We start from the raw sequence: 14,679 nt of genomic DNA on the forward strand, positions 1-14,679 counted from the left end.
GGGCCTAAGTCGATCAAGAGAGCGTCACGCGCGACAAGTCACTATTCGAATGTCAGGAGCCGGTCCCACGATCTCATGTCATACAAATAGGTCGTTCGAAGGGACTGTCTGAAAAAGTCCGTGTCAGGACCCGCATCAGTTCACCGGCCCGGTAGCTGATGTGCGGGACCACCGCGGCGACCGTTTCCGGTACCGCGGCGGCGACCCGCGGCCGGCTAACCAGGGTTAATTGGTGATGGCGGGTGTGGCAGCAGTTGCCCGGTGGGGCGATCGTGGTCTGGAACAACCTGGACATCCACCACTCGGCCGCGATACGCGCGTTCATCGATGCCCACACCGGCTGGCTCACGGTGCTCTACCTGCCGGCCTACGCCCCCGACCTCAACCCCACCGTGAACGTGTGGTCCCGGGCTGAAACGCTCCATGGCCAACTTCCTGGCTACTGCCCTGGACCACCTCACCAGCATGATCAAGCACCGACTCAAAGTCATCCAGCACCACCCCGAGGTGATCGACGGTTGCCTAACAACCACAGGCCACACCCTTAACCGGCCGGGCTACCGAGCATGTCACCGATCACGTTGAGCGACAGCGGGAAGGAGAAGTCGTTGATCAGGTCGGCGGGTTCGCCCTTCCTGGTCATCTCCTCGAGGCACTGGGCGGCGAGCTGGTCGAGGCGGGATCCGAACTGGTGACACGGCGAGGAGTGAACTCCTTGGCGATGAGCCGGCGCAGGTTGCGGTGGTGGTCGCCGTCGTGCACGAGGATCAGCGGCGCAAGAGAGGCAGAGGGGTGATGCCGTCGGCGTCCGCACGGGTGAATTCGGCGCTCGGTAGACCTCGACGCATTCGGCGTCCGACCGCGCCCCAGGCGGGGCGGCCGCCGGGCAGCTCTATCGGGACGACGGGGCCGGCGTGTCCGGGGGGGCGGCTGCCACACCGCGAGGGGGTCGGCGCCAGGCTGGTCGGCCAGCGGCGGGAGGGGGCACCGGCACGTGAGGGCCGTCGGAGGGTTGGTATCGACCACGCCGTTCTCTTTCGCTCGGGCTGGTCTCTCTGCTGCTCTCGCGTGATCCGTACAACTAGATGACGATGTCAAAACTGACCCGCTGGCCATGCCGGCGCGGGGCTACACCTTTGGCAATGCCGCTGTAGGAGCGGAATTCCTCCGGGGACTACAACGCATGGTTTCTGCCCAGGTGCAGGTAGGTGTCGACGATCCCCGGTTCCAGCAGCCCCATGCCTTCGAGGATGACCTTGACGCGTACTGGTCGACTGACCAACGACGTCGGATTCGACCGTCGAGGCCGGACGCCCGTCCGGCAGATCGCTCAGGACCTGGGCATCAGCGATCAGGCGATCTACACCTGGCGCGAACAAGACCTCATCGACAAAGGTCGGGCACCCGGCACGACGTCGACCGAGCAGACTGAACTGCTGGCGGCCCGCAGACGGGTTCGGGAGCTGGAGACCGAGCCGGCGGTCACCAAGCGAGCTGGCGTTGCAACGGCCCTGTGCTCGCCGAAAACCGCGTCCGTGCAGGTGAAAGGCGTAGTGTCTGGCAGGCCGCGGCGCCGGCCTTGGGCAGTTCCGAGACGGGTCACGACACTGCTGTGCTGCGGGATGATGGGTGGCTGTGCTGTTGCGACTGGCCTACTCAACCGCGGCGAACACGTTCGCGGCCCTCCGTCTGCTTCCGAGGACCGATAGGGAGAAGGACGTCGAGATTTTGGAGCTGCGGCATCAGATCACGGTGTTGGAGCGCCATCTGGACGGGACGCGGGTGCGTTTCCTTGCTCCGGACCGGGCACTGCTCGCGGCGCTGCTGCATCGGTTACCTCCTGGCGTTGCGGCGGATGCGGCTCCTGGTATGGCCGGACACGGTACTGCGCTGGCGGGTCAGCCGGGTTTGCGCTTTCTGGATGCGGTGGTCAGGAAGGCGGTCAGTACCGCTGGCCCGGCGAGTACTTGGGCGGCCAGGTAGGCGCCGGTCGCGGACGGCGGGGCGCTCACGGCTGACAGCAGGGGACTGCAGGCGAGCGCGGCGATGTCGATATCGGTGACGGCCCACAGGAACGGGCCCGTGGGTAGGGAGCCGACCAGCGCGTGGACGACTGGCATCGAGTGGTCGACCGCTCGCCGCCGCGCCATCCGCAGCGCCCCGGCGGCCGGCGCTGGTGCCGCAGCTGGACCGAACGCCCACCACAGTGGACCGGGCAGCGCGTCCGCCAGGGTCAACCCGGCCAGGGCGAGCGCGAGCCAGGCGCCGCCCAGGAGCGCCGGAAGCACCGCGCGTGCGGCCAGCACCGCGTGGGGTGCGACGCCGAACAGCCGTGCCAGGCCGATCCGTCCCCGCCAGTGCGGGTCCTCCGCGATCCACGTCGGGGCACCGGGTTCCAGGACGACCGACGCGGCGACCACATGACCGGCGAGGGCGGACGCGTCCAGCAGGGCACGGGCGGGAACGCGGTCGAGCGCGCCCCACGCAAGCCTGAGCAGCAGCGGCGCCCCGGTCGCGCACGACGCCGCCAGGCCCCGCGCACAGCGACACCGGCGCGGCCGCCGCCGCGGCGAGCAGATGCCGCCCGGGGCGTTGCCGAGCACCACCGCGGTCACAGCCGCGCACACCATGCCCACGATCGGCGCCTGCAGCCACGTGCCCAACGGCGGCGACGACTGGGCCAGCACGGCCATCGCCACCCCGTCCGCCGTCGCCGCGGTACCCAGCACCACGGCGATGATCAGCCGCAACGTGGTCTGATCCGGCGTGCCGAATGCGGTAAGTAGCGCGAACCAGCGCGAGCCCCGCGCCCGCCTGCGACGGCTCCACCTTCCGCGCGATGGACGAGAACGCGACGACGGCGAGCCGCCCGAGCGACAGCGCCGCCACCACCGCCACGGCCAGCAGGGTGTACCGGTCCGCCCAGCCCGCGGGCTTGCGGTCGCGCGTACGGAGAGGTATCTCCGGACCATCCGTACTTCGTTCACGCGACCGCCTCCAGTGGCACCTGGCGGTCGTCGCGGGCCAGATCCAGGTTATGGGTCGCCATCACCACGGTGCCGCCCTCCGCCGCGTAGGCGGCCAGGATCGACGCCAGCCGGGCACGGAACGTCGGGTCCGGGCTGCGCTCCGCCTCGTCCAGCAGGAGCAGCCGACTCGGCCGGACCAGCCCCATCGCCGGCGACAGCCGCTGCCGCTGCTCAGTCGACAGCGTCAGCGGCGCCATGTCGACCCTTTCCGCAAGGTCGAACAACTCCAACGCCGGGTCAGGCCCAACGCGGGGCCGTCATCCGGCAGGCGCCGAGGACGCCGACGTCTCCCTCCGCAGGCCGTTGCAGGCCCGCGAGGAGGCCTGGCAGGGTCGACTTCCCGGCGTCGTTCTTCCCGACGACGCCCGGAACGCCGCCTAGGTCCACGCGGAGCCCGCGCACCCCGATGATCGCTTCAAATCATGCACCGACCTAACCGCGCGCTTTCGCTTTGGGGCGGGCGGGGACTGACTGTTGACATGAGAAAAGTGGCTCTGGCCTGGAAGGATCGAGATTGCGAAGGCACGATTCAGTCCATGTCGGAAGGCACTTTTCCAATGAACACCACAAGCCGGGAAGCTCAAGATCGTTGTCTCATCTGATGGAGCGGGGATCGTCTGCCATGCCGGTGGCCTGTTACGCCGCGACTTCGACGCCGCACGAGCAGGCCTGACCATGCACCACAACTCCGGCCCGGTCGAAGGCCACGTGAACCGGATCAAGATGATCAAACGGCAGATGTACGGCCGGGCCAACCCCGACCTCCTCCGCAAGTGCATCCTGCTCGCCGACTGAGCCGATCACCGACGTGTGCCAGAGCCCCCGGGGATCCGGAGTGTGTGCGTATCCCTGTCCGGTTGGACCTCCGCCGGGTCCGAAACTCATCGGTCGAGGGTCTGCTCGGCCGGAATGACCCGGTACACCTCGATCTCGTCGATCTTTTGCAGTTCGGGAAAGGTGAGGCCGATGTCGTAGGTGGTCAGGGCGCCTGCGGAGTTGCCCTTGGCGCTTCGCAGGACGAATCTCATCGCCTGGTCCGCGGAGTTCCGGTCGGGGCAGTGGACAATGGTGCGGCCGTCGGCGATGACCACCCGCCTGCGCAGGACGCGGGCGCGGAGTCCGACCGCCGGCTGGAGCCCCGCCCCCGGCGACAGCGTGTCGGCCGTGGCCTCCGCGTAGGCGGCCTCGGGGGTCGCGCCCTTCAGCGACCGAACTCCGAGGAGGTTGGCGCGATGCTCCGTCCGCGCGGGAGGAGGGACGTCGAAGGCCACCACGGTGTCCCCGGCGCGCAGGTCGGGAAAGCCCAGGTACAGGGATGCGCCGCCGCCCGCGGAGACGTCGCCGACCGGACGCCCGCCGGGGTCCGCCATGGCCAGTAGGCGCAGCGCCTCGGCCACGGGACGCCCGCCGCGCAGGACCCGGACGCGGTCGCCCACCGCGAGCCTCCCGGCGGACGACCCCACTCGCGCGACCGGAAGGCGCCCGGGGGAGTCGGCCACCTCCGCTATCTCGGCTCTTCCCAGTTCTCTCCGCAGGTCGGGCCGGTCCTGGTATCCCGGCACCAGGGCGGGGTCGCCGCCGGACGCCGCCGGACGCGAATAGACCTCGATCCGGTCGCCTTTCCGGAGGTCGCCATGCCCTATCGCCAGGAGGCACCTCGACGGAAAGCCCATCGCGCTGAGGGGGCTCAGCTTCCTGATCAGGATTCCCAGGCGGAGATCCTCGCCGATCAGTACACCGTCACGGAACAGCCGGGCCCGTTCCCCCCGGATGTCGCCGTCTGCGATGAATCCGCCACCGATTATCCAGCCTTTGTGCAGCCGGCCGAGGCCGTCGACCTCCTTGGCGCCTCTCACCTCGATCACGCCTCGCCGGTATTCTCCGACCCAGATGCTGTCACGCCGCATGACGCTCCTTTTACAGCACTTTCCTGCGGACCAGCAGTCCGGGGTGACTTCCGCGGCGAGACGGTACCACGGAACGCGTCTCGTACGGCTGCAGGTGCCGAGACCCCATCCGTGCAGGTCACGCGGCATGCTGGTACTCGTTGAGGATTCCGCCGAGGCGGTGGTGTTTTCGTACGTCCAGGCGGGTGATCTGGTCGGGGTCGGTGATCGGTGGGGGCAGCGGAGTGCACGGGCGGGCGTTCGCGATGCCCCGGTGGGGTCGGTGCTCGTTGTAGAAGGTCTCGAACTCGCGCAGTGTGGAGCAGGTGGCGTCGATTCCGGATCAGGGTCCGGTCGAGGAGTTCATGGCGGCAGGTCTGCACCCACCGTTCCATGATCGAGTTCATGCGTGGCATCCGGACCCCGAGTGAGCGTGATTTTGATGCCCGTGTCGGCCAGGATGGTGTCGAACAGTTCGGGGAACTTGCCGTCGCGGTCCCAGATTAGCCATTGTGCCCGACACCCGGCGTCTTCCAGATCCATGACCAGGTTCCGGGCGGCCTGGACCACCCACGACGCGATCGGGTGCGCCGTTGCGCCCAGGATGCGGATTCGGCGGATGCGGTGCTCGATCACGGCCAGCACGTACAGGCGTGCCCCTGTGAGGGTGACGGTCTCGATGAAGCCGCAGGCCAGCGGTGCGTCGGACTGCGCGCAGGAAGGCCGCCCACGTGCCGGTAGCGCGTTCGGGTGCCGGGTCGATCTCGGCGTCCTTGAGAATCTCCCACACGGTGGAGGGCGCGGCCTTCACGCCGAGCACGAGCAGCTCGCCGTGCACGCGGCGATAACCCCATTAGGGGTTCTCGCGGACCGGGCGCAGCACCAGCACACGGATGGAGCGCACCGTCGGCGGTCGGCCAGGCCGTTTCGGCCGCGACCGGGCAGCGTGTCGGCGCCGGATGAGGTCGCGATGCCAGCGAAGCACCGTGTCCGGACGCCCCAGCAACCGCATCCTGCGCAAAGCCTCGGGCGGCAACCAGTGCCACAGCACCTGGTGGCTTGACCACCAGCCGCATGGGCCCTCACTTGCATGGATGACATTTTCGGCACCCGCACCGCAGGGTGAGGCACTGGGGATCGCCGAAGTGATCCGGCAACTGCAGGAGTAGCGGTGCGCATGCTACGGCTCATCTCCGTCGGGGAACGAGCCGTCCTGGACTGGTGCGCGCACGCGTGCGAGTTCGACCGGAAGCGGATCGCCGAGGTGCTGGCCACCTTCGCTGACGGCACCTGGCAGGAGCGCGGGTGGTGGGACCAGTTCGCCGCCGACCCCGGCCTGATCGACCTGCGCCCCGACGAGGGCCTGTTCATGTACCTGCGCCCCCAATGGGACGAAGCCCTCCAGGACTGGTGCGCCGACGTGCTGTTCCTGCACCGCGCCCGGCCTGACGGCCCGCGCTGAGCGCCGTCTGGTAGCCGCGGGTTCAGCCGTAGCGCCAACGCCGTCCGCCCGCAGGCGGGGATGCCGCATAGGCGGGAAAGCAGCAGAAGGGCTCGTAGGAGTTACAGGCCCGGCACAACAGCCCGCGGATGAGGTCGGTCGAGTGATCATGATCGATGATGTGAGGAGGGCTGGTGCATAGTGCGCACAGGCCGTGTTGGTCTTCGAACAACGTCCACCACACATACCAGCCGGGCGGGCAGTCGTTGGGCCAATCCTTGAGCATCGGCCCGATTGGTCGAACGCTGCCGCCGGTGCCCGGCCAGGCCGACCGCCGCTTGCAGCGCTGCGCGCGCGGCACCGACAGCGCATGTACCGCGGGACCGGTCAAGGGCTTGCCCAGCCCACGAACGTGACACAACGCAAAGCCCGCATCGTCGGTCATGTGAAATACCCCGTCAGGCCCCTGCCTGGCCCGATCGGCACCATGGTCACCGGGTTCTCGAACGGTATGCAAGAAGCAGTACGGGACATCAGGATGGCGGGCGAGCGAGGAAAGCTCTGCACGACGGCGCCGGCCTCCAGCGCCCATCGCGCCTCCCTGGACGTGGCGGCTGCCGCCCGAGACAGTGAGCGTCACGAGAGATGGCGCGGTGTTAGGCATCGATCCGGGACGCCGGTGGACGGCCGGCGTGCTCCGTCTCGGCGCCGAGGCGCTGTACGGCTGGACGGTCGGACCGGTGGACGTCTCCGGGCAGCCGTCGCCGTCGACCGCCGACAACGTGCACGACCTCGCCGCGTTCGGGCGGTACATGGCGCGCGTGGTCCAAGCGATCGAGGAGAGCCGGCGGCGAGCCCCCGGCGGCGCCATGACGGTGGCATGCAGAGTCGTCATGCCGCCGTTCGGCAGCCAGATCCCGTTGGCGGACCGGCTGATCCCACGACAGATCGCCGCAGGCGTGCTGGGCCGCGAGCTGAGCGCGATGCTGGTCCGGGCCGACCACCACGGCAATCGACGCCCGATCAAAGAGCACTACCCGCCCGAACTCCGGCCCACCAAAGGACCCACCGGTGGCCGCCCCGGCACCTGGGGACCGTGTGAAGCCCGCCGCGGCGAACGCGACCACGAGCGCGCCGCCCACGATATCGCCGGCGGCGCCAGCTGCCTTTGAGGCGCGCACGCAGCGGCCAACTCTCGCCGCCCCCGAACCGATCACCACGCGGCTCGGATCGGCAACGCGGTCGGTAGGTCTGCCTCAGGGGTACCACCGTCGTACTCCGCCGGGCGGTCCTCGCGAAGTGATCGATAAACGGCGCCCCGGGCCGGCCTTCCCGGCACCCTGCGAGCCGATCAGCGAGCATGGGCCAACGCATTCCGTCGGGTGCGTGCCGCCGCCCGCGCGCTCCGGCTGAAGGTGGTCGGCGAGTAGCCCGCCTCACCCCCCGCTCGGCCCCGGACCGCCCGCACGGTCCGGGCCGGTTCAGTCGCTCACCCGGCCCCGCTGAGCCAGCGCGTGAACCGCGTTCTGCGCGGCTGAGGGCCCGGTGCCCGGGTTCCCTGGACCGGGGAACCCGCGCAGCAGTCAGACGCCGGGTAGGACCGGCCGCGATAGCGCGCAGTTGTCGGTGCGGCCTGATAGGGCTGGGTGAGGCCGAACAAAGCGAAAGGAGCGATCTTGGTGGACGGGCTCGTGCTGGGCGAACGGTTCGACAGTTCTCTGGGAGAGGTCTGCTGGAGCCGGCTGGGAGATCCGGACGCTGAGCCGGTCGTCCTGCTGCACGGCACGCCGTTCTCCTCGTTCATCTGGCGTGATATCGCCCGCGCTCTGGCCCTGACCCGCTCGGTTTACGTCTTCGACATGCCCGGCTACGGCGGCTCGGCGATGTTCGACGGGCAACGGCTGTCGCTGGACGCGCTGGCCGGAGTCTTCACCGAGCTTCTCCGGCACTGGGGACTGACCCGTCCCGATGTCGTCGCGCACGACTCCGGCGGGGCCGTCGCCCTGGGCGCGCACCTGGACCGCGGCGCCGCCTACCGGCGTCTGGCGCTGGTGGACGCGGTGTCGCTGCCGCCGTGGGGGAGCGAGTTCTTCGCGCTGGTGGGCGAGCACGCCGAGGTCTTCCGGCGGCTGCCGGGCCCGCTGCACCGGGCCCTGCTGCGCGAGTACGTCGCCACGGCCAGTTCACCCGGCCTACGTCCCGACGTGCTGGCCGCCCTGACTGCCCCGTGGCTCGGTGACCATGGGCAGGCCGCCTTCTACCGCCAACTCGCTCAGCGCCGCGACGACCAGGCCTACACCGACCGGATCCAGGACGGTTACGCCTCGATCGACCTGCCCGTCCTGGTGTGCTGGGGAGCCGACGACACCTGGGTCCCCGCCGACCGTGGCCGCGAGCTCGCCGCCCTCATCCCCGGCGCAGACCTGCGCCTCTTCGGCACGGCGGGGCACCTACTGCCTGAAGATCGCCCTGCCGAACTGGGTGCCACCTTGCTCGCTTTCCTGGCTTGAGACGCCGGCAGCGCCAGCAGCGTCCGACGGGCGGTGCACAGCCAGTTGAAAGCCGCCTCTGATCCCGCCCGCTGATCACCTTCAAGATCAAAGACGGCCTCTCAATCTCCAAGGCGGTCACGCATGGCGCGCTCCTCAGCGCGCACCGCACGGCCGTCTCGCCACATCCTCAGCCCTGTCACCACTGCCATCAGGGTGAGGCAGAACCACCCGGTGGGCGTGGCGTCACCACCGGAGACCCAGGCCAGCAGGAGGAGCATCACGGCGGTCTGGCCGGTGCACTTGGCGGCGGAGACCAGGCGATCGCGAGGAGGCGAGGTGAAGAAGACCAGGAACGCCAGCCCGTACGTCGCCGGGACGAGCAGCGCCACCCCCGGCCACGGCCAGGGCGTGGCGCGCGGAGCGAACCGGAAGATCAAAAGCTCGGCCGCCAGATTCGCGACCTGCAGTATCCACACCGCGAACGAGCGGAGAGCGATCGACGCATCGGTCTCGTCACCGTACTCATCCCATATGCGCATGGTGCCCCTCCGACATACCCGTCCACGAGCATAGAGAAGGCGCCGCTGGACCCCTCCCGCAATCAGGCCGCACCCTTGAAGTGAGGCGGAAAGGGGAGACCCGAGGTTGGATCTGGTGAAGGCACGGCGCAGGTACCGCGAGTCCCGCAGCCGAGCGGCGGACGTCACCGAACGGACGCCCGTCAGGTCGTTCGAGGAGTCGGCGGCGCGCTTTGGCTCCCGCGTGTTGTTCGAGGGTGACCAGTGGGATCGGGTGGCCGTACTGGACCGGGCCGTGGTCCGCCACCAGCGCGTCCTGGCCTCTATCGACCCCGTCTTCGTACGGCTGCGCGTCCGGCAGATCCTGGCGACCTTCGCAGCGAAGAGGTTCGGCCGGATCTCCTCCCTGTCGGGCGACTGGATCAACATGGCCTCGGAGGTGTTCGGCCCCGAAAGCTCTGAGGTGACGACCATCCGCGAGTGCCAGCGGTTTGTCCGCACCGCGTCAGGCCGCAAGGCCGGCCGACTGCACCAGGTCGCCGAGTGGCCGGCCCCGGACCTGCTGCACGCGCCCGCTGTGAAGCGGCTGAGCGCCCGCTACCGGAAGGCCGGTCTGTGGGCCGAATCCGTGCGGCTACGGACGCGGTTCATCGAGCGCCTTGCCGAGGAATACGGCAACGATCACGACACCGTTCTGCAGCTGCGGACCGACCTGGCGTTCGACCACCTGAGCCAAGGAGAGCCGGAGCCGGCGATTCCGTTGTTCGAGCGACTCGCCGAGCAGCGCGCCGCCAAGGAACCCGATCGTCTGGAGCCGCTGGGCGAGGCGATCCGGATGCGGGTCCATCTGGCATTCGCCTACCTGTGCATGCGACGACCGGGCGAAGCAGAGCAAATCTTGGTGCCGTTGGCTGCGCGGTTGAAGGAGGCGCGCTCCGATGCCCCACGAATACCGATGGGCATCGCAGCCCGGGAGTCGACCGTGGAGGGACTGCTCGGCAGAAGCCAGTGGCAGCGCGGTGAACACCAGTCCGCGCAGCGGCACTTCGAGCGCGCTTACCTGCTCGCGCCCGCCACCGGCGGCAAAGCCGACCGCGAGGATAGAAGCAACTGCTTCAACTGCTGGATCTACAGCTTGGAGCACGCATAGCGTCCGCGGCGGACCAGCCGCGCCCGAGCACCGGGAAGCCGTCCGGCCCGTCCACCGTCTCGCCGCCGGCCGTCAGCATGCTGACCTCGACGTTGACGTCGCCGACCGCGGAGCGGACACCGGGCACCGCGCCGACGACCTTGCCGGCGGGCAGCGTGACGCGCTCGCTGTAGCGGACCTGGGAGCTCTCGTCCAGCCAGAACGACTGCTGCGCGCCGACGACGACCGCCGCGCGTGGCGCAGCAGTTGCAGCACGTGCTTGCCGGAGCGGGAGTCCAGAGCACCACTCAGGGGCACGGCACCCGGCAGGAGCCGTTCCCCGTCCTTCCTGCCAATGCGCAGGCGTACGGTTGCCCGCATGCGGCCGCCGGCCGCCGCGCCAGCCTCTTCGCTTACGGGGTGCCGGGGCTCCCGGCGCACAGGGCGTGGTCGATCAGGGCGCTGGCCGCTTCCTCCTGCGCCTTGATGTGCTCGAAGGTGTCGCCGCGCGCCTCGGACATGGAGACCACGGCGCTGCGCCTGCCGTCCTCGGTGACGCCGTTGAGGGTGATGTAGCCGCCGTCGCCGCCTTCATGGCTCCAGTACGTTCCGCCGCAATTCAGGGGGCGTTCGACCAGGCCGAGGCCGTAGCGGCCGCCGGGCCATAGCTCCTGGACCTCTTCGTTCACCTCGACGGTCCGCTTCATCGCGGCCAGTTGCCGCGCCGGCAGCAGTCGGCCCGCGAGCAGCGCGCGGAAGAACCGGTTCTGGTCCCGCGTGGTCGTGACCCACGAAAGGTTCTGGTAGTCCACCGGTATCTGGTCGGTGACGTCCACCCGGGCACCGGGACCGAACAGCTGGTAGGCCCGGGCGTGCGGCCGGGGCAGGGTGGGTGAGGTGCCGCCCCACCGGGTCTGGTCGAGGCCGAGCGGGCGCAGGATGCGGTCTTCGATCTCCCGGTGGGCAGGCCGGCGGGTGACCTTCTCGATGACCATGTCGAGCAGAACGTAGCCGGTGTTGGAGTACGCCCAGCCCTTGCCGGGCTGGAAGCCCGGCGCGTGCGCCATGGCGCGGGCGACCAGTTCCTCGGGGCTGTAGATGTTGTGGCGCTGCTGGTAATACTCCTGTGGCGTGGTGTATCCGGGCAGGTCGTCGCGGATGCCGCTGGTGTGCTGGAGCAGGTGGCGAAGGGTGATCCGGTCGCCGTCGTTGCCGTTGCCGCGCACCACTCCCGGCAGCCAGTGGCCGACGGTGTCGTCCAGCGAGAGCCTGCCCTCGGCCTCCAGTTGGAGCACCACGGTGGCCACGAGCGTCTTGGACGTGCTGGCCATCCGGAAGTAGCCGTTGGAAGGGACCGGGCGGCCGGTGTTCAGACCGGCGGTACCGCTGGTGGCGACCCACTGCCGCCCGTCAGGACCGACTATGCGGGCCTGCACACCGCTCACCCCTAGGGCGTGGATCGCCTCGGTGTCCTTCCGCAACCGCTCCACGGCGGAGGGGCCGCCGGGCCGGGCGGCCGCCGGGGCCACATCGCAGGCGAGCAGCGCGGCGACACACAGTGCCACAGCGAGATGCCTGCGCAGAGTCGAAGTCATGGCCGAGACGCTAGTTCCGGGCCCCATCAGCCCGCGATCAGGCACACTCCCAGATCGCTACGGGGGTTGTCCCCACCAGCGCGGGCAGGGCTCACCCGCCGTCCCGGCGAGGTCAGGCGGCCTCGAGATCGAGGCGGGTGCCCATGTCCAGCCGGAACCGGCCGTAGGGGTTGACGTGTGCCCAGAACAGGGGCGAGAGGGCTCTGCGGTCTTCGGCGGTGAGCCTGCCGGCCCACCCGGCCTTCCGTGCCGGCGGATCAGCGGGAGGGCCTCCGAGAGAGCCGCTCGACCGGAACCAAGCGCAGGGCATCAAGACGTGGCTGCGAGCTCGAGGGCGGCGGCATTTGTGACACGGGCTCTGCGTCAATGACAGATGATGGCCGCAGGCGTGGCGGGCGAGCGCCAGGGCTTTGACGAGACGCCATCGGTGAAGCCACCAGATCGAATATGCGTGAGAGGCGCGGAGCGACGCCATGCCCAGGCAACGCTGAGGGCACAAGGTCTGAGGGGCTCAGGATGTCATGACGGGCGAAGCGAAACCGGACGGCGCGCCCGTGCCGATCGTCTACCGCCGGATGATCGCGGTGGAGCATCACCAGTACTGGCCGGGGACGGTATCGCCCCCGATGTGGCCACCACCCTGTACGACAACGATCTGCCCGGTCCCCAGCCACTGGCGGCCCTGGACGACAGCGGGCACCTGGCCTGCGTGCACTTCGCCTTGTCCCTCGCCGGAACCGAACAGCAAGACATGTACCGCATCCGCCTGCACGCCGTCGGCCGCCGGCAGGCCGCCGAGGTCGAACACGTCTCCGTCGCCGACTCGGTCGGCGACGGTTTGGGTGACGGCGGACAAGCGATCGAGCGGCACCTCATCCAACTGTGGCCCGCACCCCTTGAACCGGCGCAATGGCTCAAGGAACTCAACTGGCCCACCTGGACCCTGGACGCAGACGCGCCGCGCACCGACTTCATCGTGGAGACGCGGTGCGGGCAGTACTGGCTGACCGACCGCAACACCGCCGACATCACCGGCAACCAGCGCGGACTCATCGTCCCCCCAAGCCGACCGGCACATGGCCGCGATCTTCGCCACTCAGCCTGAGAGCACCGTCGAGGTCGTCCTGGACATCCTCGACCACGAACCATCCGCGGACGAAAGCCACGACGACTGGGACGCCACCGAAGAAGCCGTCATGGTCTTCACCGGCCCCGTCGTCCGCTGCAACTTCCTGGACGATCAGACCAGCCCCTACACCTTCCAGGACCTACCCGCTGACCCAGGCCAGACCCGCACATATCGAGTGCGTGTCTCTGCACGCGGCCGCCGTCGCGCTCAGTTCGCTCCCGGAGGATCCGCGTCGTCCGCAATAACTCCACCAGATCACGCGGAACGGCACTGGATCCAGATTGCGCCCGGTAGTGCGCGGTCCGGGCAGCGCGGCATGTGCTGGATGGCTGTCCGCTTTGACGGCTTCTCGTCGACGGGCCGACCGAGGGCCGGGGGAGCGGCGTAACCGGGGGCGACGTTGGCGCCTACCCGGCTCACAACGCCCGGAGCATGATGTGAACGCCATGTTACGCATCACTTACGGTGGTGCAATAGCTGCGAAGCGTGCGAGAACTCTTCTTGATCTCCGCGCGATCGGTGATTTCGGTCGCGACCGATCGAAAGGAGGGCGCCGTGCCCATTCCCGTGAGCGAGGCACTGGAGGCGCAGGCGGTGGCCGCCGAAACGAAGGCCGCCGACGTGCGGAGCCCCGGCCGATATCTGGTCAGCGCCGTGCTGGCCGGTGCCTACATCGGGGTGGCCGTCGTCCTGGTCGTCGCCGCCACCGGACCACTGCTGGTGGGGGGTTCGCCGTGGACGAAGCTGATCCAGGGACTGGTGTTCGGAGTCGCCTTGACTTTGGTGATCTTCGCTGGGGCGGAGCTGTCGACCGGCAACATGATGACCATGACCCAGGGGGCGTTCCTACGACGCAACGGCGTGCTGGTCGCCCTGGTAGTGATCGTCTTCTCCTTCGCAGGGAATCTCGTGGGGTCGGCTCTGTTCGGGTGGCTGGTCCATGAGAGCGGCATTCTGGGGGCCGCAGCTCCCGGGAAGCCGGCGGTCGGCGACGTTGCGCTGGCGACGATCGTGAAGGGCAAGATGGCCGAGAGCACGACGGCCCTGTTCTTCCGCGGCGTGCTGTGCAACTTCCTCGTCTGCCTGGCCGTGTGGACCGCGGCCCGCACCCGCTCCGACGGCGCGAAGCTCGCACTGATCTTCTGGTGCCTGCTGGCGTTCATCTCCTCCGGGTTCGAGCATGTGGTGGCGAACATGACCGTGTTCTCCCTCGCGATGTTCGAACACGTCGACGGTGTGACGGTCGGTGCGTTCGCGCGGAACCTGCTCCTAGTCGGACTCGGCAACCTGGTGGGCGGCGGGTTGCTCGTCGGAGCGTCCTACGCATTCACCAGCCGACACGTCGTCACGGCCCCGGCCGCGGAACGGATCCTGGAGGCCGAACCAGCCGCCTAGCCGTTGGCATCAGGTGGTGCAGCCGTCTGCGCGGCGATTGGCGCCGAGGCGTTCACCGCGGTGCC

General features: G+C 69.1%; 16 protein-coding genes. 7 read left to right on the forward strand and 9 right to left on the reverse strand.

Annotated elements, in window-relative coordinates; translation table 11 throughout:
- Window positions 1-73 precede the first annotated feature (73 nt).
- The gene (locus QP089_RS23290) at window positions 74-349 is read right to left on the reverse strand and encodes a hypothetical protein (protein ID WP_285913879.1); all 276 of its coding nucleotides are present in this window, start codon (window positions 347-349) and stop codon (window positions 74-76) included.
- Between QP089_RS23290 and QP089_RS48830 the strand changes: the two genes are divergently transcribed.
- The gene (locus QP089_RS48830) at window positions 273-548 is read left to right on the forward strand and encodes a transposase (protein ID WP_353070609.1); all 276 of its coding nucleotides are present in this window, start codon (window positions 273-275) and stop codon (window positions 546-548) included. The two genes, QP089_RS23290 and QP089_RS48830, sit on opposite strands and share 77 nt — an antisense overlap.
- Window positions 549-1,898: 1,350 nt before the next feature.
- Here the strand turns inward: QP089_RS48830 and QP089_RS23295 are convergent.
- The 5 genes from QP089_RS23295 to QP089_RS23315 form a co-directional block, all read right to left on the reverse strand.
- Entirely contained in the window at window positions 1,899-2,750 is an 852-nt protein-coding gene (locus tag QP089_RS23295; protein WP_285913881.1) for a hypothetical protein, read from the reverse strand.
- A 233-nt stretch (window positions 2,751-2,983) separates the two neighbouring features.
- Window positions 2,984-3,226 carry an ATP-binding cassette domain-containing protein gene (locus tag QP089_RS23300; RefSeq protein ID WP_285913883.1) on the reverse strand — a complete coding sequence of 81 codons (243 nt, stop codon included), beginning with the start codon at window positions 3,224-3,226 and terminating at the stop codon, window positions 2,984-2,986.
- A gap of 40 nt (window positions 3,227-3,266) precedes the next feature.
- Window positions 3,267-3,431 (reverse strand): ATP-binding cassette domain-containing protein, encoded by a 165-nt coding sequence (locus QP089_RS23305; protein WP_353070608.1) that lies wholly within the window; start codon window positions 3,429-3,431, stop codon window positions 3,267-3,269.
- Between the two features lie 479 nt (window positions 3,432-3,910).
- Window positions 3,911-4,894 carry a hypothetical protein gene (locus tag QP089_RS23310; RefSeq protein WP_285913885.1) on the reverse strand — a complete coding sequence of 328 codons (984 nt, stop codon included), beginning with the start codon at window positions 4,892-4,894 and terminating at the stop codon, window positions 3,911-3,913.
- 384 nt (window positions 4,895-5,278) lie between these two features.
- Entirely contained in the window at window positions 5,279-5,560 is a 282-nt protein-coding gene (locus QP089_RS23315; RefSeq protein ID WP_285913888.1) for a hypothetical protein, read from the reverse strand.
- A gap of 526 nt (window positions 5,561-6,086) precedes the next feature.
- On the opposite strand from QP089_RS23315, the gene QP089_RS23320 reads away from it, so the two are divergent.
- Window positions 6,087-6,377, forward strand: coding sequence for a hypothetical protein (locus tag QP089_RS23320; RefSeq protein WP_285913890.1), 291 nt, complete (start codon window positions 6,087-6,089; stop codon window positions 6,375-6,377).
- A gap of 22 nt (window positions 6,378-6,399) precedes the next feature.
- Here QP089_RS23320 and QP089_RS23325 read toward each other — a convergent pair whose 3' ends face one another.
- Window positions 6,400-6,801 (reverse strand): endonuclease domain-containing protein, encoded by a 402-nt coding sequence (locus QP089_RS23325; RefSeq protein WP_285913892.1) that lies wholly within the window; start codon window positions 6,799-6,801, stop codon window positions 6,400-6,402.
- 247 nt (window positions 6,802-7,048) lie between these two features.
- Here QP089_RS23325 and QP089_RS23330 point away from each other — a divergent pair, with 247 nt between their 5' ends.
- Both QP089_RS23330 and QP089_RS23335 read left to right on the forward strand, forming a co-directional pair.
- Window positions 7,049-7,528 (forward strand): hypothetical protein, encoded by a 480-nt coding sequence (locus QP089_RS23330; RefSeq protein WP_285913894.1) that lies wholly within the window; start codon window positions 7,049-7,051, stop codon window positions 7,526-7,528.
- Between the two features lie 507 nt (window positions 7,529-8,035).
- Window positions 8,036-8,866 (forward strand): alpha/beta fold hydrolase, encoded by an 831-nt coding sequence (locus QP089_RS23335; RefSeq protein WP_285914055.1) that lies wholly within the window; start codon window positions 8,036-8,038, stop codon window positions 8,864-8,866.
- A gap of 101 nt (window positions 8,867-8,967) precedes the next feature.
- On the opposite strand, the gene QP089_RS23340 is transcribed toward QP089_RS23335, so the two are convergent.
- Window positions 8,968-9,387: a hypothetical protein gene (locus QP089_RS23340; RefSeq protein WP_285913896.1), complete on the reverse strand. Its 420-nt coding sequence runs from the start codon at window positions 9,385-9,387 to the stop codon at window positions 8,968-8,970.
- A gap of 106 nt (window positions 9,388-9,493) precedes the next feature.
- Between QP089_RS23340 and QP089_RS23345 the strand changes: the two genes are divergently transcribed.
- Window positions 9,494-10,516 carry a tetratricopeptide repeat protein gene (locus tag QP089_RS23345; RefSeq protein WP_285913898.1) on the forward strand — a complete coding sequence of 341 codons (1,023 nt, stop codon included), beginning with the start codon at window positions 9,494-9,496 and terminating at the stop codon, window positions 10,514-10,516.
- A 392-nt stretch (window positions 10,517-10,908) separates the two neighbouring features.
- Here the strand turns inward: QP089_RS23345 and QP089_RS23350 are convergent, their stop codons facing one another.
- On the reverse strand, window positions 10,909-12,090 hold the full coding sequence (locus QP089_RS23350) for a serine hydrolase domain-containing protein (RefSeq protein ID WP_285913900.1): 1,182 nt from the start codon (window positions 12,088-12,090) through the stop codon (window positions 10,909-10,911).
- Window positions 12,091-12,718: 628 nt separating this feature from the next.
- Here QP089_RS23350 and QP089_RS23355 point away from each other — a divergent pair.
- Together QP089_RS23355 and QP089_RS23360 are read left to right on the forward strand one after the other, a co-directional pair.
- Window positions 12,719-13,195 carry a hypothetical protein gene (locus tag QP089_RS23355; protein WP_285913903.1) on the forward strand — a complete coding sequence of 159 codons (477 nt, stop codon included), beginning with the start codon at window positions 12,719-12,721 and terminating at the stop codon, window positions 13,193-13,195.
- 510 nt (window positions 13,196-13,705) lie between these two features.
- Window positions 13,706-14,614 (forward strand): formate/nitrite transporter family protein, encoded by a 909-nt coding sequence (locus QP089_RS23360; protein ID WP_285913905.1) that lies wholly within the window; start codon window positions 13,706-13,708, stop codon window positions 14,612-14,614.
- Window positions 14,615-14,679 lie beyond the last annotated feature (65 nt).

Source organism: Actinomadura opuntiae, from assembly GCF_030283205.1.
GTDB lineage: Bacteria > Actinomycetota > Actinomycetes > Streptosporangiales > Streptosporangiaceae > Spirillospora.